This is a genomic window from Bradyrhizobium sp. T-12 (assembly GCF_058314695.1).
The window spans coordinates 2,557,232-2,581,988 of sequence record NZ_CM177756.1 but is presented as its reverse complement, the minus strand read 5'-3'; the positions used below and the strand labels follow the sequence as shown (position 1 = coordinate 2,581,988).

General features: G+C 66.1%; 20 protein-coding genes. 8 read left to right on the top strand and 12 right to left on the bottom strand.

Annotation, left to right across the window (positions count from 1 at the left end; all coding sequences use genetic code 11):
• Positions 1–126: 126 nt before the first annotated feature.
• The 11 genes from AC0WRY_RS12120 to AC0WRY_RS12070 all read right to left on the bottom strand — a co-directional run bounded on the left by AC0WRY_RS12120 (position 127) and on the right by AC0WRY_RS12070 (position 12,120).
• Entirely contained in the window at positions 127–1,710 is a 1,584-nt protein-coding gene (locus AC0WRY_RS12120) for a Do family serine endopeptidase (protein ID WP_211417605.1), read from the bottom strand.
• Positions 1,711–1,930: 220 nt separating this feature from the next.
• The gene (locus AC0WRY_RS12115) at positions 1,931–3,274 is read right to left on the bottom strand and encodes a methyl-accepting chemotaxis protein (protein WP_491123157.1); all 1,344 of its coding nucleotides are present in this window, start codon (positions 3,272–3,274) and stop codon (positions 1,931–1,933) included.
• Positions 3,275–3,398: 124 nt separating this feature from the next.
• On the bottom strand, positions 3,399–3,881 hold the full coding sequence (locus tag AC0WRY_RS12110) for a cytochrome c-type biogenesis protein (RefSeq protein WP_491123156.1): 483 nt from the start codon (positions 3,879–3,881) through the stop codon (positions 3,399–3,401).
• Positions 3,882–3,885: 4 nt separating this feature from the next.
• A complete protein-coding gene (locus AC0WRY_RS12105; RefSeq protein ID WP_194407197.1) occupies positions 3,886–5,868 on the bottom strand; it encodes a heme lyase CcmF/NrfE family subunit in 1,983 nt (660 codons plus the stop codon).
• Positions 5,865–6,392 carry a cytochrome c maturation protein CcmE gene (gene ccmE, locus AC0WRY_RS12100; protein ID WP_194407196.1) on the bottom strand — a complete coding sequence of 176 codons (528 nt, stop codon included), beginning with the start codon at positions 6,390–6,392 and terminating at the stop codon, positions 5,865–5,867. The genes AC0WRY_RS12105 and ccmE overlap by 4 nt, the downstream gene beginning before the upstream one ends.
• Positions 6,393–6,429: 37 nt before the next feature.
• Complete coding sequence (gene ccmI, locus AC0WRY_RS12095) at positions 6,430–7,536, bottom strand: c-type cytochrome biogenesis protein CcmI (protein WP_491123155.1); 1,107 nt, start codon at positions 7,534–7,536, stop codon at positions 6,430–6,432.
• A 131-nt stretch (positions 7,537–7,667) separates the two neighbouring features.
• Entirely contained in the window at positions 7,668–7,937 is a 270-nt protein-coding gene (locus tag AC0WRY_RS12090; protein ID WP_194407194.1) for a hypothetical protein, read from the bottom strand.
• Between the two features lie 99 nt (positions 7,938–8,036).
• Positions 8,037–9,437: a hypothetical protein gene (locus tag AC0WRY_RS12085; RefSeq protein WP_491123154.1), complete on the bottom strand. Its 1,401-nt coding sequence runs from the start codon at positions 9,435–9,437 to the stop codon at positions 8,037–8,039.
• Positions 9,438–9,597: 160 nt separating this feature from the next.
• Positions 9,598–10,974, bottom strand: a complete 1,377-nt coding sequence (locus AC0WRY_RS12080; protein ID WP_194407192.1) for a sensor histidine kinase — start codon at positions 10,972–10,974, stop codon at positions 9,598–9,600.
• 94 nt (positions 10,975–11,068) lie between these two features.
• Positions 11,069–11,734: a response regulator transcription factor gene (locus AC0WRY_RS12075; protein WP_018315821.1), complete on the bottom strand. Its 666-nt coding sequence runs from the start codon at positions 11,732–11,734 to the stop codon at positions 11,069–11,071.
• Positions 11,735–11,964: 230 nt separating this feature from the next.
• Positions 11,965–12,120, bottom strand: a complete 156-nt coding sequence (locus tag AC0WRY_RS12070) for a hypothetical protein (RefSeq protein ID WP_174718932.1) — start codon at positions 12,118–12,120, stop codon at positions 11,965–11,967.
• A 234-nt stretch (positions 12,121–12,354) separates the two neighbouring features.
• Here AC0WRY_RS12070 and ku point away from each other — a divergent pair, with 234 nt between their 5' ends.
• From ku to AC0WRY_RS12035, 7 genes are all read left to right on the top strand, one after another.
• Positions 12,355–13,329 (top strand): non-homologous end joining protein Ku, encoded by a 975-nt coding sequence (gene ku / locus AC0WRY_RS12065; RefSeq protein WP_194407191.1) that lies wholly within the window; start codon positions 12,355–12,357, stop codon positions 13,327–13,329.
• Positions 13,330–13,387: 58 nt separating this feature from the next.
• On the top strand, positions 13,388–13,624 hold the full coding sequence (locus AC0WRY_RS12060) for a hypothetical protein (RefSeq protein WP_194407190.1): 237 nt from the start codon (positions 13,388–13,390) through the stop codon (positions 13,622–13,624).
• A 285-nt stretch (positions 13,625–13,909) separates the two neighbouring features.
• Positions 13,910–14,074 (top strand): Flp family type IVb pilin, encoded by a 165-nt coding sequence (locus AC0WRY_RS12055; protein ID WP_194408239.1) that lies wholly within the window; start codon positions 13,910–13,912, stop codon positions 14,072–14,074.
• A 217-nt stretch (positions 14,075–14,291) separates the two neighbouring features.
• Entirely contained in the window at positions 14,292–15,833 is a 1,542-nt protein-coding gene (locus AC0WRY_RS12050) for a thymidine phosphorylase family protein (protein ID WP_194408238.1), read from the top strand.
• Positions 15,830–16,750: a ribose-phosphate pyrophosphokinase gene (locus tag AC0WRY_RS12045; protein WP_194407189.1), complete on the top strand. Its 921-nt coding sequence runs from the start codon at positions 15,830–15,832 to the stop codon at positions 16,748–16,750. Before AC0WRY_RS12050 ends, AC0WRY_RS12045 begins: the two co-directional genes overlap by 4 nt.
• Positions 16,747–18,342 carry an MBL fold metallo-hydrolase gene (locus AC0WRY_RS12040; RefSeq protein ID WP_194407188.1) on the top strand — a complete coding sequence of 532 codons (1,596 nt, stop codon included), beginning with the start codon at positions 16,747–16,749 and terminating at the stop codon, positions 18,340–18,342. The genes AC0WRY_RS12045 and AC0WRY_RS12040 overlap by 4 nt, the downstream gene beginning before the upstream one ends.
• Positions 18,343–19,442: 1,100 nt before the next feature.
• A complete protein-coding gene (locus AC0WRY_RS12035; RefSeq protein WP_194407187.1) occupies positions 19,443–22,196 on the top strand; it encodes a beta strand repeat-containing protein in 2,754 nt (917 codons plus the stop codon).
• A 57-nt stretch (positions 22,197–22,253) separates the two neighbouring features.
• Here AC0WRY_RS12035 and AC0WRY_RS12030 read toward each other — a convergent pair whose 3' ends face one another.
• The gene (locus AC0WRY_RS12030) at positions 22,254–22,892 is read right to left on the bottom strand and encodes a VOC family protein (RefSeq protein WP_194407186.1); all 639 of its coding nucleotides are present in this window, start codon (positions 22,890–22,892) and stop codon (positions 22,254–22,256) included.
• 215 nt (positions 22,893–23,107) lie between these two features.
• Here AC0WRY_RS12030 and AC0WRY_RS12025 point away from each other — a divergent pair, with 215 nt between their 5' ends.
• Positions 23,108–24,733 carry a thiamine pyrophosphate-requiring protein gene (locus AC0WRY_RS12025; RefSeq protein WP_491123153.1) on the top strand — a complete coding sequence of 542 codons (1,626 nt, stop codon included), beginning with the start codon at positions 23,108–23,110 and terminating at the stop codon, positions 24,731–24,733.
• The last annotated feature ends 24 nt before the right edge of the window (positions 24,734–24,757 follow it).

The window sequence follows — 24,757 nt, the reverse complement described above, 5'->3', positions numbered from 1 at the left end:
GGAGGGGGGCGTTTTTCCACCGGAAGGTAGCAAGGGGAAGCTGACGTTACGCTGCTTCCCCGAAGGGCGCCGACGGCGGGGCGACTGATGCCGGCGACACCCTTCATCTCAAAACCTCCTGAAGGCCTACCCCTTGGCGAGGGGCACCGCGACGAAGCGCGACTGGCCGCCGCTCTTCACGCGCATCAGGACGCTGTTCTTGTTGTCGGCCCGCGCCGCGGTGATGGCATCGCGGACTTCACCGGCGGTGGCGACGCTCTTGCCGCCGACTTCGAGAATCACGTCGCCTTCCTTGAAGCCGCGTTCGGCCGCGGCGCTCTTCGGATCGACCTCGGTGACCACGACGCCTTCCTTGCCCGCGCCGGCCACGGAATTGGCAGGCGCAACGGTCATGCCGAGCTTGGGCACATCGGTGCCCTTGCTCGCACCCTTGCCGCTGTCATTGTCATTGTCGGCCTTGGCCTCGACCGTGTTCGGCAACTGGCCGAGGGTGAGGTTGATGACCTTGTCCTGGCCCTTGTGCAGCACGTTGAGCTTCACTGTCGCGCCGGGCGCCATGCCGCCGATTGTGCGGGCGAGCTCGCGGGCGTCCTTGACGGTCTCGCCGTTGACCGACGTGATCACGTCGCCGGATTCGATGCCGGCCTTCGCGGCCGGACCGTTCGCCTGCGGCTCCGCCACCAGCGCGCCTTCGGCCTTCTTCATGCCGAGGCTGTCGGCGATGTCGGACGTGACGGGCTGAATCTGCACGCCGATCCAGCCGCGGCTGACCGAGCCCTTGTCCTTGAGCTGGGCGACCACGCTCTTCACGGTGCTCGCCGGAATCGAGAACGCGATGCCGACGCTGCCGCCGGACGGCGAGTAGATCGCGGTGTTGACGCCCATCACCTCGCCGTTGGTGTCGAAGGCCGGACCGCCGGAATTGCCCTTGTTCACGGGCGCGTCGATCTGGATGAAATCGTCATAGGGACCGTTGCCGATGTCGCGGCCGCTCGCCGAAACGATGCCGGCGGTCACGGTGCCGCCGAGACCGAAGGGATTGCCGACTGCGAGCACCCAGTCGCCGATCCGCGGCTTGCTGTCGGCGAGCTTGGCGAACGGGAAATTCGAGCTGCCCTCGACCTTGATCAAGGCGAGGTCCGTGCGCTGGTCGGTACCGATCACCTTGGCGGTGTAGGTCTTGCCGTCGTCGGTGGTGACCTCGACCTTGTCGGCGCCGTCGACCACGTGGTTGTTGGTCACGGCAAAGCCGTCAGCCGAGATGAAGAAGCCGGAGCCCTGGCCCTGCACCACGCGACCACGGCCACCCCCCTTGAGGCCCGGGGGGAAACCGTCCGGACCGCCGAAGCGGCGGAAGAATCGCTCCATCGGCGAGCCCGGCTGGAATGGCGAGGAGGAATCGTCGCCATCGTCGTTGCTCGCGGTCTTCTCCTTGATGTTGACCTTCACCGAGATCACCGACGGCTTCACGCGCTCGACGATGTCGGCAAAGCCGATGGGACGTTCGACCTTGCGGACCTCGTTGTTGACCTGGGCATGCGCCGGGCTCGAGAACAGATCGGCCGGCGACGTCGATGGGCTGAAGCCGTAGACCGCCGCGCCGAGACCGGCGACGACCGAGGCCATCAGCGCGAATTTGCGCGCGGAGAACACCGACCGGCGCGGCTGCCGATAGGACGGAAGGTTCGAGAGGTCGATACGGTCGGTCATGCAGAGATCTCCAGGGCCTTGAAATCCATGTGATGCCTGAGGGCGGCACCTTACGGACCTGAAGATGGGGGCTCCCGCCTTACCGTGCGCTGGCGGCGGGGTTAAACTTTTGTAATGAACGGGAACGCGGATGCGGCAGTTCAACGCAGGCGAAAATTGTGATTCCCCAGGAACTTAACCAAGTTCCCGTGATGGCGCGAAAGGCGCCTTTTTTACGTGCTTAGCTCGCCCTGACGCTGACGATGAACTCGTCGACCTCGCGCTTCAGGGTCTCGGCCTGCTGCGACAGATCGACCGCCGAATCCCTGGCCTCGGCGGCCATTCGGCCGGTCTCTGCGGAGGTCGAGGTGATCTGAACGATATGGTTGGAAACGTCGAGGGTCCCGCGCGCGGCGTCCTGGGCGCTGCGCGTGATCTCCTGGGTCGCGTTACGCTGCTGGGCGGTGTCGATCTCGATGCCGGACATGATCGACGAGATCTCAGACAGCGTCTTGGAGATGGCGTCGATCGCGCCGCGGGTCTCGGCTGTGATGCCCTGAATGCTGGCGACATGGGAGGTGATCTCCTCCGTCGCCTTGCTGGTCTGATGCGCCAGATTCTTTACCTCGGAGGCGACCACCGCAAATCCCTTGCCGGCCTCCCCTGCCCGCGCCGCCTCGATGGTGGCGTTCAGCGCCAGCAGATTGGTCTGCGACGCGATCGCCTGCACGAGCTGGACGACCTCGCCGATCTTGTCGGCGGCATCGGACAGCGTGTGGATGGTGTCACGGCTCTTCTCCGCCTGCGACGCCGCACCTTCGGCGCGCTGGGTCGCGTCCGTGACGCGGCGGCTGATCGTGCCGATCGAATTCGTCATCTCCCCGGCAGAGCCTGCCACCGTCTGCACGCTGGCGCTGGCCTGGCTCGCGGCGCTCGCCACCGCATTGGCCTTGGTGCTGGTGTCGTTGGCCGTTCGCGACAGCGTCTCGGCGTTGCTCTTCAGATGCACCGCCGACGACGCCACGCTGTCGACGACGCTGGCAACGAGATCGTTGAAGCGCTTGATCCGGTCGTCCAGGAATTTCGATCGCTCGGCCTGGTGCTGCGCTTCGTGCAGCTGCCGTTCGGTGAGGTGGCGCCGCTCGATGCCGTTGGTCTTGAAGACCTCCAGCGCGCCGGCCAGCAGGCCGATCTCGTTGGTGCGGCCGAGCCCGGGGACTGATGTCTCGAACTTCTGGTCGGCGACCTCGCGCATCGCATGGACGATCGCCGCCAGGGGATTCAGGATGCCGTTGCGGACGGCGAACCAGGTGGTGAGGCAGATCGCGAAGGCGACGATTGCGATCACGCCGCAGGCGGCCAGGAAAAACGAGAACGCGGTCTGCGCCTGCTGATAGATTTGCATGGCGTGATCGCGCGCAGGACCGCTCAGCGCCGCGAAGTCCGCGGACAGGCCGGTGATCTCGTTGTTGAGATAGAGCACCGCGATGAAGCCGGTGCCGCCGCCAATGCCGAGCAGAAACAATAATGCAGCGACGACGGCGCCGACCAGGAAGCGGATCGTCAGATTGCTGTTCGCGAACATCGGGGACTCGGAGTCTGGAATCAAAGCTCGCGACAAACTTCCAGACAAAGGTCAAAATACCATGAACCGCGCGGCGGCGGGCCGCCCGTCTACGTAGCATTACGTAACCAGGGCGCGTGAGTTGCTAGGGAGATTTGGCTTCGTCGGACATCAAGGCCGCGACCCGTGCCTGTTCATCGGGCGTGAGTGGCGGCGCTGGTAAATCGGCACCATCACGCGCGCGACGCCGGATTTGCAGCCACAGTGCCGCGCCGCCCGCCATCAGCAGCAGCGGCCCGAGCAGCCACAGCACCAGAGTCTGACGCTCGAAGCGCGGCTTCAGCAGCACGAACTCGCCGTAGCGCGCGACCAGGAAGTCGAGCACCTGCGAATTGCTGTCGCCGGCGCCGATGCGCTCGCGCACCAGGAGCCGCAGGTCGCGCGCCAGCGGCGCATCGGAATCGTCGATCGACTGGTTCTGGCAGACCATGCAGCGCAGTTCGCGCGACAGCTCGCGCGCACGGGCTTCCTTGGCGGGATCCGACATGATCTCGTCGGGCTGCACCGCGTGGGCCGCAGGCAAAGCCAGCAGCATCAGCACGGCGAACGCAGCCATCATCCGGCGCATCGGATCACTCCGCCGGCTGGAGGCGCTGCTTGGCCCGCGCCGGCTTCGGCGCGCCGACCCGCAGGCGCCGGTCGGACAGCGACAGCACGCCGCCGAACGCCATCAGCACCGGCCCCCACCAGATCATGAGCACCATCGGCTTGTAGTAGATGCGTACGGCGATGGCGCCCTCGGCATTGGCGTCGCCGAGCGAAATGTAGAGCTGGCTGGCGCCGCGCGTCAGCAGCGCGGCCTCGGTGGTCGAGGAGCCGCGGGTGGTGAAGCTGCGCTTGGACGGCGTCATGACGCTGAGCGGGGCGCCGTCGCGGCTGACGTTGAACTGCGCGATCATCTCGCGAAAGTTCGGGCCCTGACGCTGCAGCAGTCCGTCGAGCTTGACGTCGAAGCCGGCGATGTGAGCGACGTCGTTCTGCTTCATCGTCGCGATGTGTTCGCTGTTCCAGGTGGTCTCGCAGACGATCCCGATCAGCGCGACACCGAGGCCGGCATGCGCAAACGCCGTGCCCCAGGCCGAGCGCGGCAGGCCGCGGGCCCGGTGCAGCACCGTTGCGAACGGCAGCCGCACGAGGCCGGTCCGCTCGACGATGTCGGTGATGGCGCCGGCGATGACGAAGACGCCAAGCCCGATCGCGAGCGGCGCCAGCGTGCTGCCGCCCGTTGCCCAGCCCCAGGCGACGGCGACGGCGACGAGCCCGGCAACGCCTGCAGCCAGCAGACGCTGCGTCACGCCGAGCAAATCGCCGCGCTTCCACGCCAGCATCGGCCCGAACGGCACGGCAAGCAGCAACAGCGCGAACAGCGGCGCGAAGGTCAGGTTGTAGAAGGGTGCACCGACCGACATCTTGAAGTCGGCGAGCATCTCCATCGCCAGCGGATAGAGCGTGCCGAACAGCACGACGGCGCAGGCGACCGTAAGCAGCAGATTGTTCAGGACCAGCGCGCCCTCGCGCGAGATCGGCGCGAACAGGCCGCCCTGCTTCAACGAGCTGGCACGGCCCGCGAACAGCGACAGGCTGCCGCCGATGAACAGGCAGAGGATCAGCAGGATGAATACGCCGCGGGTGGGGTCGGTGGCGAAGGCGTGCACCGAGGTGATGACGCCCGAACGCACCAGGAAGGTGCCGAGCAGCGACAGCGAGAAGGTCAGGATCGAGAGCAGGATGGTCCAGACCTTCAGCGCGTTGCGCTTCTCCATCACCAGCGCCGAATGGAGCAGCGCCGTGCCGGAGAGCCACGGCATCAGCGAGGCGTTCTCGACCGGATCCCAGAACCACCAGCCGCCCCAGCCGAGCTCGTAATAGGCCCAGTACGATCCCATGGCGATGCCGAGCGTGAGGAAGATCCACGCGACCAGCGTCCACGGCCGGACCCAGCGCGCCCAGGCCGCGTCGATCCGCCCCTCCATCAGCGCCGCGATGGCGAAGGAGAACGAGATCGAGAAGCCGACATAGCCGAGATAGAGCATCGGCGGATGAACGGCGAGCCCGATGTCCTGGAGCACCGGATTGAGATCGCGTCCCTCGATCGGCGGGCTCGCGATGCGCAGGAAGGGGTTCGAGGTCACGAGGATGAAGAGATAGAAGGCGCTGGCGACCCAGGCCTGGACGGCGAGCACATGTGCGCGCAGCGACAGCGGCAGATTATTGCCGAAGGCGGCAACCAGCCCGCCGAACAAGGCCAGGATCGAGACCCACAGGAGCATCGAGCCTTCATGGTTTCCCCACACGCCGGTGATCTTGTAGAGCAGCGGCTTCATCGAGTGGGAATTCTCGTAGACGTTGGCAACGGAGAAATCCGAGTTCACGTGCAGCATCACGAGCGCTGTGAACGAGGCGCCGACGAACAGCAGTTGCGCCAACGCCGCGGAGCGCGCCACGTTCATGAGCGCAACGTCGTGCAGGCGCGCGCCGATCAGGGGCACGACGGATTGGATCAGTGCGAGCCCAAGCGCCAGCACCAGCGCGTAATGTCCGGATTCTGCGATCACCGCACTGCTCCCTGCGGATTGCCTTGCGCGGTCGTCGCCGCGGGCTTGCCTGCATCAGACGTCTTGCCGCCGTCGGAAGGCTTGCCGCCGTAATCGTCCTTCCAGTGCCCCTGCTTCTTCAGGGCATCGGCAACATCCTTGGGCATGTAGGTCTCGTCGTGCTTGGCGAGCACGGTATCGGCCTTGAACACGCCATTGGCGTCGAGCGCGCCTTCGGCGACGACGCCCTGCCCCTCGCGGAACAGGTCGGGCAGGATGCCCTTGTAGGCCACCGGCAGCTTGGCGTTGCCGTCGGCGACCTCGAAACTCACCGCGAGATTGTCCCCGCGCTGCAGCGAGCCGGGCTGCACCAGCCCGCCGAGACGAAACCGCTTGCCCGGCTCGACGTGCTTCTCGGCGACCATGGTTGGCGTCGAGAAGAACACGATGGAGTCGCGAAGGGCGTTGAGCACCAGCGCGGCCGCAAGCGCGAGCACGGCGAGCGAGCCGCCGATGATGGTCATACGTCGCTGCTTGCGCGTCATGGCGTATCCGTTCTCCGCTGCTCTCGTCCCGACATCGTCATCCGCCGAGCCCGAGCGTCTTGAGGCCTTCGTTGAGCTGGCGAAGCCGCTCGGCATCGCTGGCAACCGCCTGCCGGGCATCGACTGATGCCCCCATCGCCTTGTCCCGCTCGCCCATCACGAGATAGGCGCGCACCAGGCGCAGCCAGCTCTCGACGTCGTCGCCGTTCTGCTTCAACCGGGTGGCGAGGCGCTCGACCATGCCGCGCACCATCGCGTTGCGATCGCCTTCGGCCATGTCCTTGGAAGCGGCAATCGTCTCGTCGGACAACGCGGGCATCGTGCCACCGCCGCCGACCCGCGCCAGCGAGGTCTGCACCAGGGCACGCCACGGCGCATCCGCGGGCGCTTTCGCGAGCAGCGCGCGCCAGATATTGGCAGCATCGTCCTTGCGGCCGTCCTGCTCGGCGGCAAGGCCCAGGAAGTAGTTCGCCTTGGGATCCTCGGCGTCCAGGGCGTGGGCACGGTCGAATTCGGACTTGGCCTCGGCGGTCACCACGCCGCCGGCGGCGGCCGAGAGCGCCTCGCCGAGATCGGCCCGGCGCTCCGCGCTCTCGCCATTGTAGGTGAGCGAGCTGCGATAGGCGCGCACGGCGTCGTCGAAACGGCCGAGCCGCTGCAGCACCGGCGCAAGCACGTTCCAGCCGCGCCCGTCGGTGGGATTCTTCTCCAGATGCTGCTGGACCTGCTCGACGAGATTCTCGAGCGACTGCGCCTTGCCCGGCGCGCGCTCGCGTTGTGCCAGCGGGAAGTCCTGGAGCTTGGGCGAGCCGAGCGGCATGTAGACGGCGATCGCAACGAGCGGCAGGCCGGCGAGCGCCGCTACGGCCGCGGCGCGGCGCCATTTCAGATTCGACGTCGGTGCCACCGCGGGCTCGCTGGCGGCCGCGGCAAGCAGCCTGCGGCTGATCTCGACGCGCGCAGCCTCGGCGTCCGGGGCCGGAATCAAGCCTGCGGCGAGATCACGCTCGACCTCGGCCAGCTGGTCCTTGTAGACCGCGACCTCGCTACCCTGATCTTGCGCGCGTCCCTTGCGGCCAAGCGGCCAAAGCACGGCGAAAATCGCCGCGACCGTCATCAGCGCGAACACGAACCATAGCGTCATCTGGCAAGCTTCCGGCAGCGCACGAACCGCGCCCATAGGTGGCTTTACACCACGGCCGGACGATGCGGCAATTGACAATTGTCAATTCGGCGCGACCGCGCACGGTCTCGAAACGGTGGAAGACCAACGGCTTAGCCGATCTCGAAATCCGCACTTTGCGCGGCGTCCTCACCGTGCCCGTTGAAGGCCTTCAGGAAGTATGTTCCCGGCTTGACGGCCTCCGGCAGTCTGATGCGCAGCGCGCCGACCGGAACCGGAGATGCAACCCTGGTGATGGTCTCGGACAATTGCCGACCGCTTGCCTTCTCGATCAGCACCACCTTGGCGCCGACCATCAGTCTTTGATACTTGGCAACAATGATGCGGTTCTCAATTTCGATCGAGCTGATAACGGGTTTCATGCGCCCACAAATAGAAGTTCCCCAGAGTTGCACGGGACCGTACGGCGCGCCATCGGCACCGTCAACCACAAATTGTGATCACGAAAAGATGCGCTTGAATCAGCTTGCGCGCGACGATTTGCGCTCGCCCGTCGCGGCGTTCTGCGCGGCCCGACTCATCAGCGAGGCGTAGTCGTCACCAAACAGCACCTGGCAGAAGCGAATCGCGGCGTCGACCTGCTGCTGCCTGTAGGTGCGGACCTTGTGGTCGGCGGCGCGCAACGACTGCACCAGCTGCTCGGTCGAACGTTCGACGTATTGCTGGAGATCGGAATAGGTGCGCAGCGTCACCTCGTTGATCGCAAGCTCGCTCGCATAATTGCGGCAGGTCGCGACGAAATCGATCAGCGCCACGGTTTCCTCAACCTCGGTGCTGTCGATGCGCGCGCCCGGTGGAATGTCCTTCTCGGGGCGCTGGCGCAGGATGCGGCGGACGCGACCGGGAACGCTGTCGATCTCGGATTGCAGCGCGTTGGAGATGTCGGCCCGGATCGAGGTCAGCTGCTTGCCCCAGGCGGAATCGTTGCGCAGGTCGAGCTCGGTGCGCAGGCCCCGCACGCCATCGTGCAACGTCTTGAGGTTGCCGGCCACGTTGTCGAAATGGCCGCGCTTGATGTCCATGCGCAGGGTGGCGGCGACACAGGACAGATCGTGCAGCGCGATCGTGACCGCGACGCCGTAAGGCGTCGCCGCAACGCGGATCTCGTCGTCGGAGGCGGCAATCTTGATGGCGAGGCGGATGATCTGCCACGGCGCGGTCATCCGCTGCACCACGATCGACAGCGCGAAGGGCAGCATCTGCGGCGTCTGGAGCACCGGAATGTTGAGCGCCGACGTCACCGAGGCGATCTGGGAATCGCCGAAGGCGCGCAAGGTCCGCGGCAGCTTCTCGTTCAGGCCGGCGATGGCCTCCCGGACCTGCAGCACCGCTCCGATCGAGTAGAGGTCCTCGATCACGTTGGGCGGGCCGACCCGGGCCAGCGCGCGCGATTTGTCGCCGCCGCCGGGACCCGTCAGCTCGAAAATGGCGTCCGCAGCCACCGCTTGGAGCTTCTGCGCCAAGGCCTCGACCTGCCCCGCACTGTCGGCGGGCATACGCGCCAGCGCGGCCTCGAATTCGTTGACCTTGTCCGGCGCGCCGTCGCGGCCGAGCCATTGCCAGATCGGCTGCAGCGAAGAGCGGCGGATCTGACCGACCCGGATCGGGGTGCCGGCTTCGACCAGGAAGGGTTCCAGCGCCTGGAACAGCAGCCGCGACAGATCATCCGTGCGCGGCGGCGGGGCTTCTTCGGCTTCGGTCTTGCGGACGATCTTGCGCAACTGCTCGAGCACGAGGGTCGCCACCGCGGTGTCCTGGCCGCGATCGAGCGCACGCTCGAACTCCCGCATCAGCAGCGCCTGCGACTGCGGCGGGAGCTGCGCGAGATATTCCCTCAGCCGCTCGATCGATGTCTGGCTCATGCGCCCGGGTAATGCACGGTAAAATGGCGGACATGGGATGCGTCCGGGCGCGATCATAGGAGGGCCCACTTAAGAAGCCGTTTAGGAAGTCGGGTCGAATCCCCTCGGTTGGCGTCCGCAGGCCTTGGGCGGGATCGAAAAGCCACGTCGGAACAAGGGATTATATTCCCGGAAGGACCAGTTCGGCCCGCAGGCCGCCGGTCGGCGCGCCACCGAGCGAGAGGCTGCCGCCGTAGAGCGCGGCAAGGTCGGTCACGATCGACAGCCCCAGCCCCGATCCGGGCTTGGACTCGTCGAGCCGCTGGCCGCGCCGGGAGACCTGGGCGCGCTCGGCCTCCGACAGCCCGCGGCCGTCGTCATCGACGATGATCCGCAGCCGCGGGCCCACCCCCGCCTGGTGCGGCGCCTCCACGAGGACCTCGATGAAGACGCGCGAGGCCGCCCATTTGCAGGCGTTGTCGACGAGATTGCCGACCATCTCCTCCAGATCCTGGCGCTCGCCGCGAAATTTCGCCGAATGATCCGCCTTGGCCTCGACCACGATGCCGCGATCACGATGGATCTTCTCCATGGTCCGCCGCAGCGCCTCGATGGCAGGCGCCACCTCCGTCACGGTCGCGACCACGGAGACCCGCGCCGCGATGCGCGCGCGCTCCAGATGATGGGCGACTTGGTCGCGCATCACGTCCGCCTGCTCCATCACCTTGGCTGCGAACGGATCGGCAATGTGGGCGCCGGCCTCGTTGACGATCACCGAGAGCGGCGTCTTGATGGCGTGGGCGAGATTGCCGACATGGGTCCGCGCGCGCTCGACGATCTCGCGGTTGGCATCGATCAGCGCGTTGGTCTCGCGCGCCAATGGCGCGATCTCGACCGGGAATTCGCCCTCAAGCCGCTCCGCCCGCCCGGAGCGGATATCGGCAATCGATTCCGAGATGCGCTTGAGCGGTGCGAGGCCGAAGCGGACCTGGAACACGGTCGTCAGCAGCAGCACGATGCCAAGCGCGGTGAAGGTGCCGCCGAGATAATAGTCGAAGCTGCGCGTCTCGTCGAAAATCTCGGTGTCGTCGCCGGCGACGCTGACGAGAAATTTGCCGTCGGCGCCGAGATCGACGGGACGTTCGACCATGCGCAAATTCTGCCCCTCGGGCCCGTCGACATAGGCGAGGCGAATGCCGGCGGCGGTGAGCTCGGTGCCCTGCTCCTCCAGCTTCGGCAGCTTCTTGTCCCAGAGCGAGCGCGAGGACCGCACTTCCGGCTTCTCGGTGTCGGTCCGCGTGATCTGCCAGTACCAGCCCGACAGCGGCAGCTCGAACAGGGGCTCGCCCAGCGACTGGAACTGGCGGTCCGGCGGCTCGTCGGGGGTCGCGACCTCCGCGATCAGGGTGCGCAGATAGAGGTTGAGCCGGCGGTCGAAGGCGCGCTCCGTGGCGTTCTTGTAGACCGACGACAGCACCACGCCGGTGATGGCCAGGATCACCACGAGCCAGGCGGTCGCCGACAGGAACAGTCGGTTGGCAAGTGAGCTAGCGGCCATCGGAACGATCCCGGGAGGCGCAGGATGGCAGGGCGGCGGAGGTCATGATCGGACCAAGGCCCCTGTGGGGCGGCCCGTCAAGCCCCGGAACGCCTCAAGCGGCCGGCGGGGTCAGGAGATAGCCGAGGCCGCGGACGGTCTGGATGATGTCGACGTCGAGCTTCTTGCGGATGCGGCCGACGAACACTTCGATCGTGTTGGAGTCGCGGTCGAAGTCCTGGTCGTAGAGGTGCTCGACCAGCTCGGTGCGGGACACCACACGCCCGGAATGGTGCATCAGGTAGGCCAGAAGCCGATATTCGTGCGAGGTCATCTTGACGGGATTGCCGGAAACGCTGACCCGGCCGGTGCGGGTGTCGAGGGTCACGGGGCCGCAGCTGAGCTCGCTCTGGGCATGGCCGGTGGAGCGGCGCAGCAGCGCACGGATGCGCGCCAGCACTTCCTCCAGATGGAACGGTTTTGCGACATAGTCGTCGGCGCCGGCATCGAAGCCCTGCACCTTGTCGCTCCAGCGGTCGCGTGCGGTGAGGATCAGGACCGGCATGGTGCGGCCGTTGCGGCGCCAGGCCTCCAGCACCGAGATGCCGTCCTTCTTCGGCAGACCTATGTCGAGCACGACGGCATCATACGGCTCGTTGTCGCCGAGATAATGCCCCTCCTCCCCGTCGAAGGCCCGATCGACGACATAGCCAGCGTCGGTCAGCGCCTTGGTGAGCTGGCGATTGAGATCGGGGTCGTCCTCAACAACGAGCAGGCGCACGTTTCTCTCCAGAGATAGGCCGCATCAACACTGCGCCAGATGAGCAATTCCGGCGTGAACTGAATATGAACGCCGGGAACCTGCCGCGTTACTTTTTGGTCATATACGCCGTGTTCGCAGCCAACGCGACTGCGCCCGCCCTGCGGCCGGATGAGCCGGCAGCAGGACGGGCGCAGATGTGCCGCGGACTGCGGCAAGTGGAAGGTCCGCCCTTCCCGTGAATTTGGCCGTCAGGTCCGGAAGAACACGAACCAGATGACGGCGAGGATCAGGATCGCAAGCCCGGTCGAGATGGCGAGCAGGGCGGCAACGGACGGCCCAGGTTCACCCTGCCGCGCCTCGGTTGCCGTTTCGACGATCTGATGCTGCTCTCGCGTGGTTGCCATGATGCCCTCAATCTCTGGATGTCGCTCCCGATAGCCGCGACCTCCTCGCAGCCGATGTCCAGAGCCAACGCGTGATGGGATACGATGTTCCGGCTTTTGCGGCCGGATCGGGCGGCACAGCATGGCCCAGCGGCCAGTTAACGCAGTTGCAAGATTCAGCAGCCGACCTTGCTTTGATTCGTTGTTCCCCGATGGTATCCTAGTCGTCTGTCCCCGTTGCGTTTGGAGTAGCCCATGGCCCCCCGCGCCAATTGGAAGGGTTTTCTGCGTCTGTCGCTCGTGACCTGCCCGGTCGCGCTCTATCCGGCCACTTCGGATACCGAGAAGGTCTCCTTCAACCAGATCAACCGCAAGACCGGGCACCGGATCAAGTACCTCAAGGTCGACGCCGAGACCGGCGACGAGGTCACCTCCGAGGACATCGTCAAGGGCTACAAGGTCGACACCGACACCTATATCGAGGTCACCAAGGACGAGCTCGACGACATCGCGCTGGACTCCACGCACACGATCGAGATCGACGAGTTCGTGCCGAAGTCCGACATCGACAACCGCTATCTGATCCGCCCCTATTATCTCGTGCCGGACGGCAAGGTCGGCCACGACGCCTATGCCGTGATCCGCGAGACCATCCGCAGCATGGACAAGGTCGCGATCGGCCGCGTGGTGCTGACCAACCGCGAGCACATCATCGCGCTCGAGCCGCTCGAGAGCGGGCTGATGGGCACGCTGCTGCGCTATCCCTACGAGGTCCGCAGCGAGAGCGAATATTTCGACGACATCCAGGACGTGAAGCTCACCAGGGACATGCTCGACCTCGCCAAGCACATCGTCGAGAAGAAGTCCGGCGCGTTCGAGCCCGAGCTGTTCGAGGATCATTACGAGACCGCCCTGATCGATCTCATCAACAAGAAGCGCTCGGGCATGCCGATCGCGGCCAAGGCCGCGCCGAAGACCGGCAGCAACGTCATCAACCTGATGGACGCGCTGAAGAAGAGCATCGCGAACGAGAAGGATACCGCGCCCGCGGCGAAGGTCGCCAAGGAGACCAAGGCCAAGAAGCCGAAGAAGCGCGTCGAGGGCCAGCGCGAGATGCTGCTGCCGATCGCCGGCAAGGGTGGCAAGGAGGCCGCGGCGAAGGCCGCAACCGCACCGAAGAAGCCCGACAAGCCGGTGCGCGCGCCGGCGCGAACGAAGAAGGCCGGTTAGCCGCACCGCGCGCGCGATCACGCCGTGATGTCACCTCTCGCGGATCGGGCGGCCTGACATGCCCTGGTCGACGGCGTTCGACGATCCCGTTCGCGTGAGCAGCAAGCGCGCGCTGCTCACGCTCCAGGACGCCGCCGACTACATCATGCAGCTGCCCGCGGACGCCCAGCACGAGGCGCATTGGCAGACCGCCGTCGAGACCTTGATCAATGCGGCCGAGACGGGCGGCGGCTGGATGATGTTCGCCCGTATCGCCATGTTGCGGGCCCTGAACGCGCCTGGCGGGCGCCGATGACCGCGATGGCCCGGCAAACAGCCTCAACAATTCGTTAAGCGCCACCCCTCTCTCGATGCCGGTATCGTGCAAGCGCCTCCCGAGGCTTGACCAGCCACACGGGCCCCGCGATTTGAATCCATTTGGACAGGCCGGCGGAACCTTAATTTAATGACTGCCGTCGTATCAGCGGAGGCGCGATCGCCCGGTCTTAATTCTTTTGGCGCGCATAAAGACTTATTCGATCTATTGACGAATTCGATGACGACGCGGTCATACGTTGGATCGGACGAACAGGAGTTGGCAATGCCTTTGCTTAGGTCTTTCCTTGCCGATGAAAACGGTGCGACCGCGATCGAGTACGGTCTCATCGCCGCCGGCATCGCGCTGGCAATCATAACGGCCGTGAACACCATGGGCACGACCCTCCTCAACAGTAAGTTCGTCGCAATCAGCACGGCAATGAAGTAGCCCCGATCCCGATCTGGCCGGGGCCGATATCGGCGATATCGCCGCCGCATTCGGCTCCTCCCATTTCCGGACCGACGCGCCTGCAGCAGCACGGCTGCGTGACGGCACGCCGCAGCCCGCCCGTGCTGTAGCCGCGCGCGGGCCATGATCTGGGTCAACAGCATCAGGACCGCGACGTCTAAGCATGGACGCCGAGTTTCCTCCTGCCGGCCCGTCCATGCATCCAGACCTTCCGCACGCCCAACTGAAGATACGCCGTGTCCGGCTCGATACCGGACGCGAAAACGTCGTCGTGCTCTCCCGGCAGTCGAAAGCGCTGCGCGCCGAGATCTTCCGCGGCTTCAGCCGCGTCGAGCTGCGCCAGGGCGGCAAGGTCCTGCTGGCGACGCTGCTGATCACCGACGACGATACGCTGGTGGCCCCCGACGAGATCGGCCTCTCTGAACCCGCGTTCCACCGCTTCGCGCAAGGCGTGGGCACCCAGGTCACCGTCAGGCCGGCCTCGCCTCCGGAGAGCCTGGAAGCGGTGCGCGCAAAGATCCGCGGCCGAACCTTGAGCCAGGCCGAGATCGGCGCGATCATCGACGACCTCGCCCATTATCGCTACTCGGACATGGAGATCGCCGCCTTCCTGATCGGCTCGGCGAGCTTCATCACCAGCGACGAGCTGCTCGCCCTCACCGGCGCGATGGCCCAGGCCGGCACGCAATTGGTGTGGCCGACGCCTGTTGTCGTCGACAAGCATTGCATCGGAGGCATCCCCGGCAATCGCACCTCGATGGTGGTGGTGCCGATCGTCGCCGCGCATGGCCTGCCGATCCCCAAGACCTCCTCGCGCGCCATCACCTCGCCCGCCGGCACCGCCGACACGATGGAGGTGCTGGCGCGGGTCAATGTCGGCGTCGAGGAGATGAAGGCGATCGTCTCGGCCTGCAATGGCTGCCTGATCTGGGGCGGACATGTGAACCTGTCGCCGGCCGACGACGTCCTGATCTCCGTCGAGCGCCCGCTCAGCCTCGATACCCGCGAGCAGATGGTCGCCTCCATCATGTCCAAGAAGATCGCGGCCGGCTCGACGCATCTGTTGATCGACATTCCGGTCGGGCCGACCGCGAAGGTCACGAGCGGCGTCGAGGCGATGCGGCTGCGCAAGCTGTTCGAATTCGTCGGCGACCGCTTCGGCCGCTCGGTCGAGGTGATCATGACCGATGGCAGCCAGCCGATCGGCAACGGCATCGGCCCGGTGCTCGAGGCCAATGACGTCATGGCCGTGCTCGGCAACGATCCGGATGCGCCTCGCGATCTGCGCGAGAAGTCGCTGCGGCTGGCCGCGCATCTGCTGGAATACGATCCGAAGCTGCGCGGCGGCGCCGGCTATGCGCGGGCGCGCGAGCTGCTCGACAGCGGCGCGGCGCTGAAGCAGATGCAGAAGATCATCGACGCCCAGGGCCCGTCGACATGCGGCAGCGAGCTGGGATCGCTCAGCTTCGACGTCAAGGCGGCGCATGACGGCACCGTGTCCGCCATCGACTGCCTGCGTCTGAACCGCCTCGCCCGCACCGCCGGCGCGCCGCTCGACAAGGGTGCCGGCATCCGCCTGTTCAAGAAGATCGGCGATCGCGTCGAGCAGGGCGAGCCGCTCTATCGCGTCTACACGTTCGGCCGCCCCGAGCATGACCTGGCCACCGATGCCGCCACCGAGGAGAGCGGTTACGTCGTCAACGGTCATGAGCCCCCGCAGGGCAAGACCGCGCCATGAGCACGATCGCGCTGCAGACATTGTCCGGCGGCAACGATGCGGCGAAACGCCTTGCGGCGCGGCTTGGGTTGTCCTGCGCGGAGATCGCCGTGCATCGCTTTCCGGACGGCGAGCTGCGCGTCACCGTCGCGCCGGCGACAGACACCACCCTCCTCTATGCCCCGCTCGATCAACCCAATGACAAGCTGATCGCCCTGCTGTTCGCTGCGGAGGCCTTGCGACGTGGCGGTTCGAAGCGGCTGGTGCTGGTCGCGCCCTATCTCTGCTACATGCGGCAGGATGCTGCGTTTCATGCGGGCGAGGCCATCAGCCAGCGTGCCATGGGTGATCTGCTCGCAAGGACCGTCGACCGAATCGTCACCGTGGATGCGCATTTGCATCGCACCTCCGACATCCGCTTGGTCTTTCCAGGCATTGAAGCGGAGAATCTGTCCGCCATGCCTGCGATCGCGGCCGCACTGGCAAGCGGCGGCATCGACCCCTCGACCATCGTGATCGGACCCGACATGGAGTCCGAGCCCTGGGTCAGCGACATCGCGCGCCGGCTGCAATTGCAGCACACGGCGGCAAACAAGACGCGACACGGCGATCGTTCCGTGGCGATCAGTTTTGCCGATCCCGGGCTGCTGTCGGGACGGCCGGCGCTGCTGGTGGACGATATCGTCTCCTCAGGGACGACGCTGATGGAAGCGGCCAAGGCTCTGACGGCGATGGGCGCGACCGCCGTCGACGCTGTCATCACGCACGCGCTGTTTCCGCCCGCGATGACCGTCGCATTCTCCAGCGCTGGCATCCGGTCGATCCGCTCGACCGACAGCGTGCCGCACCCGACCAACGCGATCGCGCTCGACGAGATTCTCGCGACCGCGTTGCGGTCCGAACTGCCGACGACACATCTTGCGGAGACGATTCCATGAGCACTACCGTTCGATTTTGCGGTGCCGCCCGCACCGTGACGGGATCGAGCTATCTGTTCCAGACCGCAGGCGGCCGCTTCCTGGTCGATTGCGGCCTGTTCCAGGGCCAGAAGACGCTGAAGGAGCTCAACTACGGCGCCTTTCCGTTTCGCCCCGCCGATATCGATGCCGTGCTGCTCACGCATGCCCATATCGACCATAGCGGCCTGTTGCCGAAACTCGTGCGCGCGGGATTCGAGGGACCGATCCTGGCGACGCGCGGCACGATCGATCTCTGCTCCTACATGCTGCCCGACGCCGGCAGCATCCAGGAATCGGAAGTCACCCAGCTCAACCGGCGCAACGCCTCGCGAGGCCGCAAGGAAGTTTTCCCCATCTACACGCAGGCCGATGCGATCGCATCGCTGCAATCGTTTCGAGCGGTCGACTACGAACGCTGGACCGACGTGATCCCGGGCGTCCGCGCGCGCTACTGGAACGCGGGCCATCTGCTCGGCTCGGCCTCGATCGAGCTCGAGATCGCCGAGCAGGGCGCGCCACGTCCGCTGCGCGTGCTGCTCTCCGGCGACGTCGGGCCGGAGGCCAAGCTGCTGCAACCCGATCCCGAAGCGCCAAGCGATCTCGACTACGTCATCTCGGAATCGACCTATGGCGACCGGGTGCGCGAGGCGACGACGCCTGCCCTTCGCCGCAAGCACCTCGCGGCCGAGGTGCGCGATGCGGCGGCGGCCGGCGGCGCGCTGCTGCTGCCCGCCTTCGCGGTCGAGCGCACCCAGGAGCTGATCGTCGATCTCGTCGACCTGATGGAGCACGGCGAGATTCCGACCGCACCGATCTTCCTCGATTCTCCGCTCGCGATCCGCGCCACCGAAGTGTTTCGCCGCCATGCCGAGAGCCTCGACCCATCGGTCGATGCCGCGCGGCTGCTCAACTCGCCGCATCTCAAATTCACGGAGACGGCGGACGAGAGCAAGGCGATCATGCGCCTGTCCGGATTCCACATCATCATCGCCGCAAGCGGCATGTGCGACGCCGGCCGCATCCGCCATCATCTGAAGCGCTGGCTGTGGAACGAGCGCGCGACCGTGCTGCTCGCCGGCTTCCAGGCCAACGGCACGCTCGGCCGCTTCCTGCAGAACGGGGCCAAGGCGGTGCGGATCCAGGGCGAGGAGATCAAGGTCGCCGCCCGCATCCGCATGATCGACGAATATTCGGGCCATGCCGACGGTGCCGGCATGGCCGGTTGGATCGCGGCGCGCCGGCCGATCGCCCGCGGGCTGTTCCTGGTCCACGGCGAGGAAGCCGCCATCGCAGGCCTCGCCGAACGCGTTGCCAAGCGCATCATTCCGGCGGCGAAGGTCTATCAGCCGACGCTGGACGACATCTACGAACTCGCCGCGCCCGAACCGCGCGTGCTCGACGTCGATCACCGCCGCCGCCTCGCGCCGGAAGCCGTGACCCGCCTCGACTGGCACAACGAGATGTCCGAGCTCATGCTCGACATCAACGACCGGATTGGAGTCGCCGCCGACGACCGCGCCCGCGGCGTGATCATCCGACGGCTGCGCCGCGCGCTGGAGGAGACGACGTAGCGGCGCGTTGGCGCCTCTCCAACCGACGTCATTGGCGATATCGCACCGCTCTCGTGTCCCGGACGCGCAGCAGCGCTCTTGCGCTGCTGCGCAGAGCCGGGACCCATGTTTCCGACGGTCGCGCTGTGAGATATGGGCCTCGGCTCTGCGCCGCATCACTTCGTGCCGCCGCGCGTCCGGGGCACGAGACCGCTGTTTGGCAATGGACATACCTGCTCATCCTCGCGGCGAATCTCGCCCGAGCTTTGCTGTCTCTTCCGCCCTCTTCGAAAGCAAGGGCGCAGGGAAGGCCGGGCGCCGGCTGGCACCCGAAGTCCCGCGTGTGCTAGAGAACGCGCACGGGGTGGACGACAGGTGATGCCGGTCGCCCGGCCTTCCCTGCGCGATGGTTTTCACGGTGTCCTTCGTGCTCTCCTCGGGGAGCGTTGCACTATTGCCCCCGTCGCCTTGCGGATGTGTGATGCGCGCACCGGTTGGCCGCTGCATCTCCGCTAAGACTTGACGCCAGAGCCGCGGGCGTCGGGACCACACGACTTCTCCGTCCGCGCACGTCCTCGCTGGGCTCTCCGCGGCTGGCGTGCGCTCACCGCAAAGACCATTCGAAGACGCTGTCAGCGCCGTGTCGTATCGCGCCTGGCGCTGCTCACGGTTTCCCGCCCTGCTAGCCACCATCGCGCGCCGACGCCGTCGCGGCCACCGCATCCCGGCCCGCGTCTCGTGACGATCGCGAAACGCCCCTTGTGGCGGGCGGGATGGCGCGCGTTGTACGGCAAAACCGAACTTCTGTAAATACGAATATTTTTGCCAGGGCATATGGACCCAGCGCTGGCGTGTTTTGCCCGTCGGGCGACACAACGGATGGTGGGCGGCATCGGCTGGGTTGCTGCGAACACGGCTGCGTGAACTGCCGCTCCACCGCGCCCTTCCCGAAAAATCAAGCTGTTCTCAAGGAAAACAGGAGCCCATCGGAAGACTTCAGCCAAGCCGGAACCGGCATCCCGGCCTACAGACGAGATTGTTTGCCGTTCGCCTCGGCATCGCGAAAAGCGTCACGATACCGCCGCACGGCCTATTTCGATCACGCAGAGCGAGAAGTGCACATGGCTGTCACAGCAAATTTTTCCGCCGGAATTCTTACCGTCCTTGGCAACGGCCACAACAATTCGGTCACGTTGGGCCGCAACGCAGCCGGGACGATCGTCGTCAACCACGGCGCAGTCGCGATCAAGGGCGGCCCCGCGACGGTCGCCAACACGAAATTGATCCAGGCCTTCGGCCAGGACGGCAACGACATCATCACGATCGACGAGAGCAACGGCGCGATGCCCGCGGCGAACCTGTTCGGCGGCGCCGGCAACGATGTGCTGACCGGAGGATCCGGCGGCGACATGCTGTTCGGCCAGTCCGGCAACGACACGCTGTTCGGCAAGGGCGGCAACGACCTGCTGTTCGGCGGTTCCGGCAACGATGTGCTGGTCGGCGGCGACGGCAACGACCAGATGTTTGGTGAAGCCGGTAACGACCGCATGATCTGGAATCCCGGCGACGACAGCGACCTGATGGAGGGCGGCGAAGGCATCGATACCGCCGAGGTGAACGGCGGCAACGGCAGCGAAACCTTTGCCATCACGGCGAACGGCACGCGCGTGCGCTTCGACCGGGTCGACCCGGCCCCCTTCTCGCTCGACATCGGCACCACCGAGAACCTCGTGGTCCATGCCGGCGGCGGCGACGACATGATCTCGGCCTCAGGCAATCTCGCCGCGCTCATCGCGCTGACGCTCGACGGCGGGGCCGGCAACGACACGATCCTCGGCGGCAACGGCGCGGATCTGCTGCTCGGCGGCGACGGCAACGATTTCATCGACGGCAACCAGGGCAACGACACCGCCCTCCTGGGCGCGGGCAACGACACCTTCCAGTGGGATCCCGGCGACGGCAGCGACAAGGTCGACGGACAGGCCGGCACCGACACCCTGCTGTTCAACGGCTCGAACATCGCCGAGCACATCGCCCTGTCCGCCGCCAATGGCGGACGCACGCTGCTTACGCGCGACGTCGCCAACATCGCGATGGACCTCGACAGCATAGAGACCGTCACCATCAACGCCCGCGGCGGCAGCGACGATATCGTCGTCAACAACCTGGCTGGAACCGACGTCAAGCAGGTCAATATCGATCTCGGGTCGAACGGCACTGGTGACGGCGCGGCCGACGCCGTGACGCTCGTCGGCACGAACGGCGCCAATGCGATCGAAGTGTCCGGCACGGGCACCTCGGTTGCGGTCACGGGACTGCCGGCCGCACTCGCCATCACCAATGCGGAAGGCGCGAACGATGCGCTTCTCATCGAGGGCCTCGGCGGCAACGACACGATCTCGGCCGCCGCGCTGGCCGCCGGAATCGTGCACCTGACGATCGACGGCGGCGCCGGCAACGATACGATCCTCGGCAGCGCCGGCAGCGACACGCTGATCGGCGGCGACGGCAATGATTTCATCGACGGCAACCAGGGCAACGACGTCGCCCTGCTTGGCGCCGGCAACGATATCTTTCAGTGGAATCCGGGCGACGGCAGCGACACCGTCGAGGGCGGTGCCGGCGTCGACACGCTGCGGTTCTTTGGCGCCAACATTGCCGAGACCATGTCCATCGTGGCGAACGGCGACCGCGCCCTGCTGACACGCGACGTCGCCAACATTACGATGGATCTGCACGGGGTCGAGCATGCCGATCTCCATACGCTGGGCGGCGCCGACCATATCGCGGTGGGCGATCTGAGCGGGACCGAACTGACGCAGGTGAACATCGACCTCGGCGGCTCGACCGGTACGCCCGACGGAGCCGTCGATACCGTCTCGGTCGATGCCAGCCAGGCTGCCGACACGTTCGGCGTGCGCGGCAACGCCGGTGGCGTGACGGTGTTCGGCCTGCATGCGGCGACGCACGTGACCGGAATGGACGGAACCGATCAGCTGACCCTCAATGGCCTCAGCGGCGACGACGTCATCGACGCGAGCGGGCTCGCTGCCGGCGCGCTGCAACTGACGATCAACGGCGGCATCGGCAACGACACCATCCGCGGCAGTCAGGGCGACGACATCATCAACGGCGGCGACGGCAATGACGTCGCGCTGATGGGCGCCGGCAACGACACCTTCGTCTGGAATCCCGGCGACGACAACGACACGGTCGAGGGCCAGGCGGGCAGTGACTCCCTGCTGTTCAACGGCGCCAACATCGCCGAAACCATCAACATCTTCGCGAACGGCTCCCGCGCCGAGCTGACGCGGGACGTCGCAAATATCACGATGGACACGGGCGGCGTCGAGACGATCGCGTTCAACGTCCGCGGCGGCGCCGACAAGATCACTGTCGGCGACATGACCGGCACCGACGTGACGCAGGTGAAGATCGACCTCGGCGCCGTTCCCGGCACCCCCGGGGGCGACGGCGCGGTCGACAACATCGTGATCAACGGCACCGGCGGGGACGACGTCATCACGCTGTCGCTCAACAGCAACGGCGCGCTGGTGATCGACGGTCTGGCCAGCCAGGTCGTGATCGAGAATTTCGACTTCAACGACACCATCACCATCAACGGTCTCGGCGGCGACGACGTGATCACGGCGTCTGGCGTCGGCCCGGGCGGGCCGCACCTTGTGTTCGACGGCGGCGCCGGCAACGACGTGCTCATCGGCAGCGCCGGCAACGACACGCTGCTCGGCGGGCTCGGTGACGACGTGCTGATCGGCGGCGGCGGCATCGACGTGCTGGACGGCGGTCCCGGCGACAACGTCGTGATCCAGTCCTTGCTCGCCCACGCGGGCTTGCATGTGGACACGCTGGTCTGAACTTCGAAGGCCGCGCCGCTGGAGAATGGACAGAGCGCCGCCGGATGCCGGCGGCCCTCAGGTCAGCTCTCGGGGTCCGCCTGATGTCTCGATCCGGGCGCGGTAGCGCAGCTTGGGTCCTCTGACGATGTCCGGCGGCCGGTCGATCGTCAACGACCGATACAGCGTCTGCAGCGCGGCGGGTTCCGGATGCTCGAGCGTGAAGGATGTTAGCCGCGCGCCGAGATCCGCGATCGCAGCCATCGAGCGGGGCTTGCCACGCCTGTCGATGATCGAGGGAGCGGCGCCGTCGAGCGGGAGTGAGCCGTCGTTCGGAATGGCGAAGTCGAACGACGGATCATTTGCGGGAAGCGGAACCTTGGCGCCGAAGATATCTTCTCGGCCCGCGAGGACCGCGTCGATCACATCGGTTCGCGCGACCCAGCCGCGCAGGCGGCGGCCCTCATCCCAATCGGACCTGACCTGGTCCTGGTCGTCCAGGCCGAACCAGCGCGGGCGGCCCGGCGCAACGGCCTCGGGATCGAGCGCCACGATTTCCAGGTAGACGGAGTCACCGAGCTGAAGCAGGTGATTGTGGGTGCCCATATAGGCATGGCGCTGCCCGAATGGGACATCGAGATCGAGGCAGTTTCGAACATGGAGGACGCCTTCGGCCAGGCTCGGAGCGATGACCGTGATATGATCGAGCTGCAACATCTTCCGGGATTCCGCGGCGAGGTTGCCTCATCATGCAATCGTCATCTCCGGCTTGCAACGTCGTCACTCGGCTCCACTTTGGCCTGGTGACGCCCCTCCTGCATGGCTGACCTACCGCATCCGCGCCGCGCTTCGCTTTACCCTGCAGTCGATTCCTGATCCTCTCTGCCCAACCGGCCGGATCAACCGGCCAAAGCCTCAAGGGGAGAGACGCCATGAAGCTCGGCACCGCTATTGCGGAAATCATGCGGCGCGAGGGGATCGAGATCCTCTGCGGCTATCCCGTCAACCATCTGATCGAGCACGCCGCGAAAGCAGAGATCCGCCCGGTGATGGTGCGGCAGGAGCGCGTCGGCATCCACATGGCGGATGCGATCTCGCGGGTGACCTCGGGACGCAGCATCGGCGCGTTCTGCATGCAGCATGGGCCCGGCGCGGAGAATGCGATGGGCGGCGTCGCGCAATGCTTCGGCGAATCCGTGCCCGTGCTGGTGCTGCCGATGGGCTATCAGCGCCGGCTTTCGCATATCGAGCCGAACTTCAATTCCAGCGAAGCGATGAAGCCGTTCGCGAAATCGTCGGAGCCGATCATCCTCGCGGCGGAGGTCGCCAACATCTTCCGCCGCGCCTTCACCAAACTGAAGAACGGCCGCGGCGGCCCTGTCATCGTCGAGATCCCCTCCGACATGTGGAACGAGGAGGTGCCGGAGCCGCTCGACTACACGCGCACGCGCTACGGCGCCGATCCCGTTCATGTGAAGGAAGCCGCGCAACTGCTCGTCAACGCCAAACGCGCGGTGATCTATGCCGGCCAGGGCGTGCATTACGCGCAGGCCTGGCCGCAGTTGAAGCGGCTCGCGGAGCGGCTGGCGATCCCCGTCACCACCAGCTTAGGCGGCAAATCGTCATTCCCCGAAACGCATCCGCTCTCGCTCGGCTCCGGCGGCCTTGCGGTGCCGCGCGCGGTGCCGAAATTCCTCGGCGAAGCCGACGTCATCTTCGGCATCGGCTGCTCGTTCACGGAAACCAATTTCGGCATCGCGATGCCGAAGGGCAAGACCATCATCCATTCCACGCTCGATCCCAATCATCTCAACAAGGATGTGGAGGCAAAAATCGGCCTCGTCGGCGACGCCGGCCTGGTGCTCGATGCGCTGCTGGAGGAGATCGGCAAGACCGTCACCGCGGACCGAGATGCCTCATCCGTCGCGGCCGAGATCGCGGCCTCGCACAAGGAGTGGCTGGCGAAATGGATGCCGAAGCTCACCAGCAACGATGCGCCGCTCAGCCCCTATCGCGTACTGTGGGATTTGCAGCACACGGTCGACATCGACAACACCATCATCACGCACGATGCCGGCAGCCCGCGCGACCAGCTCTCGCCGTTCTGGAAATCGACAAAACCCCTCACCTATCTCGGCTGGGGCAAGACGACGCAGCTCGGCTATGGCCTGGGCCTTGCGATGGGCGCCAAGCTGGCAAGGCCCGACAAGCTCTGCGTCAATGTCTGGGGCGATGCGGCGATCGGCTTCACCGGCATGGATTTCGAGACCGCAGTGCGCGAGCGCATCCCGATCATGTCGATCCTGCTCAACAATTTCTCGATGGCGATCGAGTTGAAGGTGATGCCGATCTCGACCGAGAAATATCGCTCGACCGACATTTCCGGCGACTATGCCGCCATGGCGCGCGCTTTCGGCGGCTATGGTGAGCGGGTGACGCGGCCGGAGGACATCATCCCCGCAATCAAGCGCGGCATCCAGAAGACGCAGGAGGGCATCCCGGTGCTGCTGGAATTCATCACCAGCAAGGAGACGGAGGTGTCGCGGCCGGGCACGTGAGGCAAGCCGGGCGCTGGCTCCGGC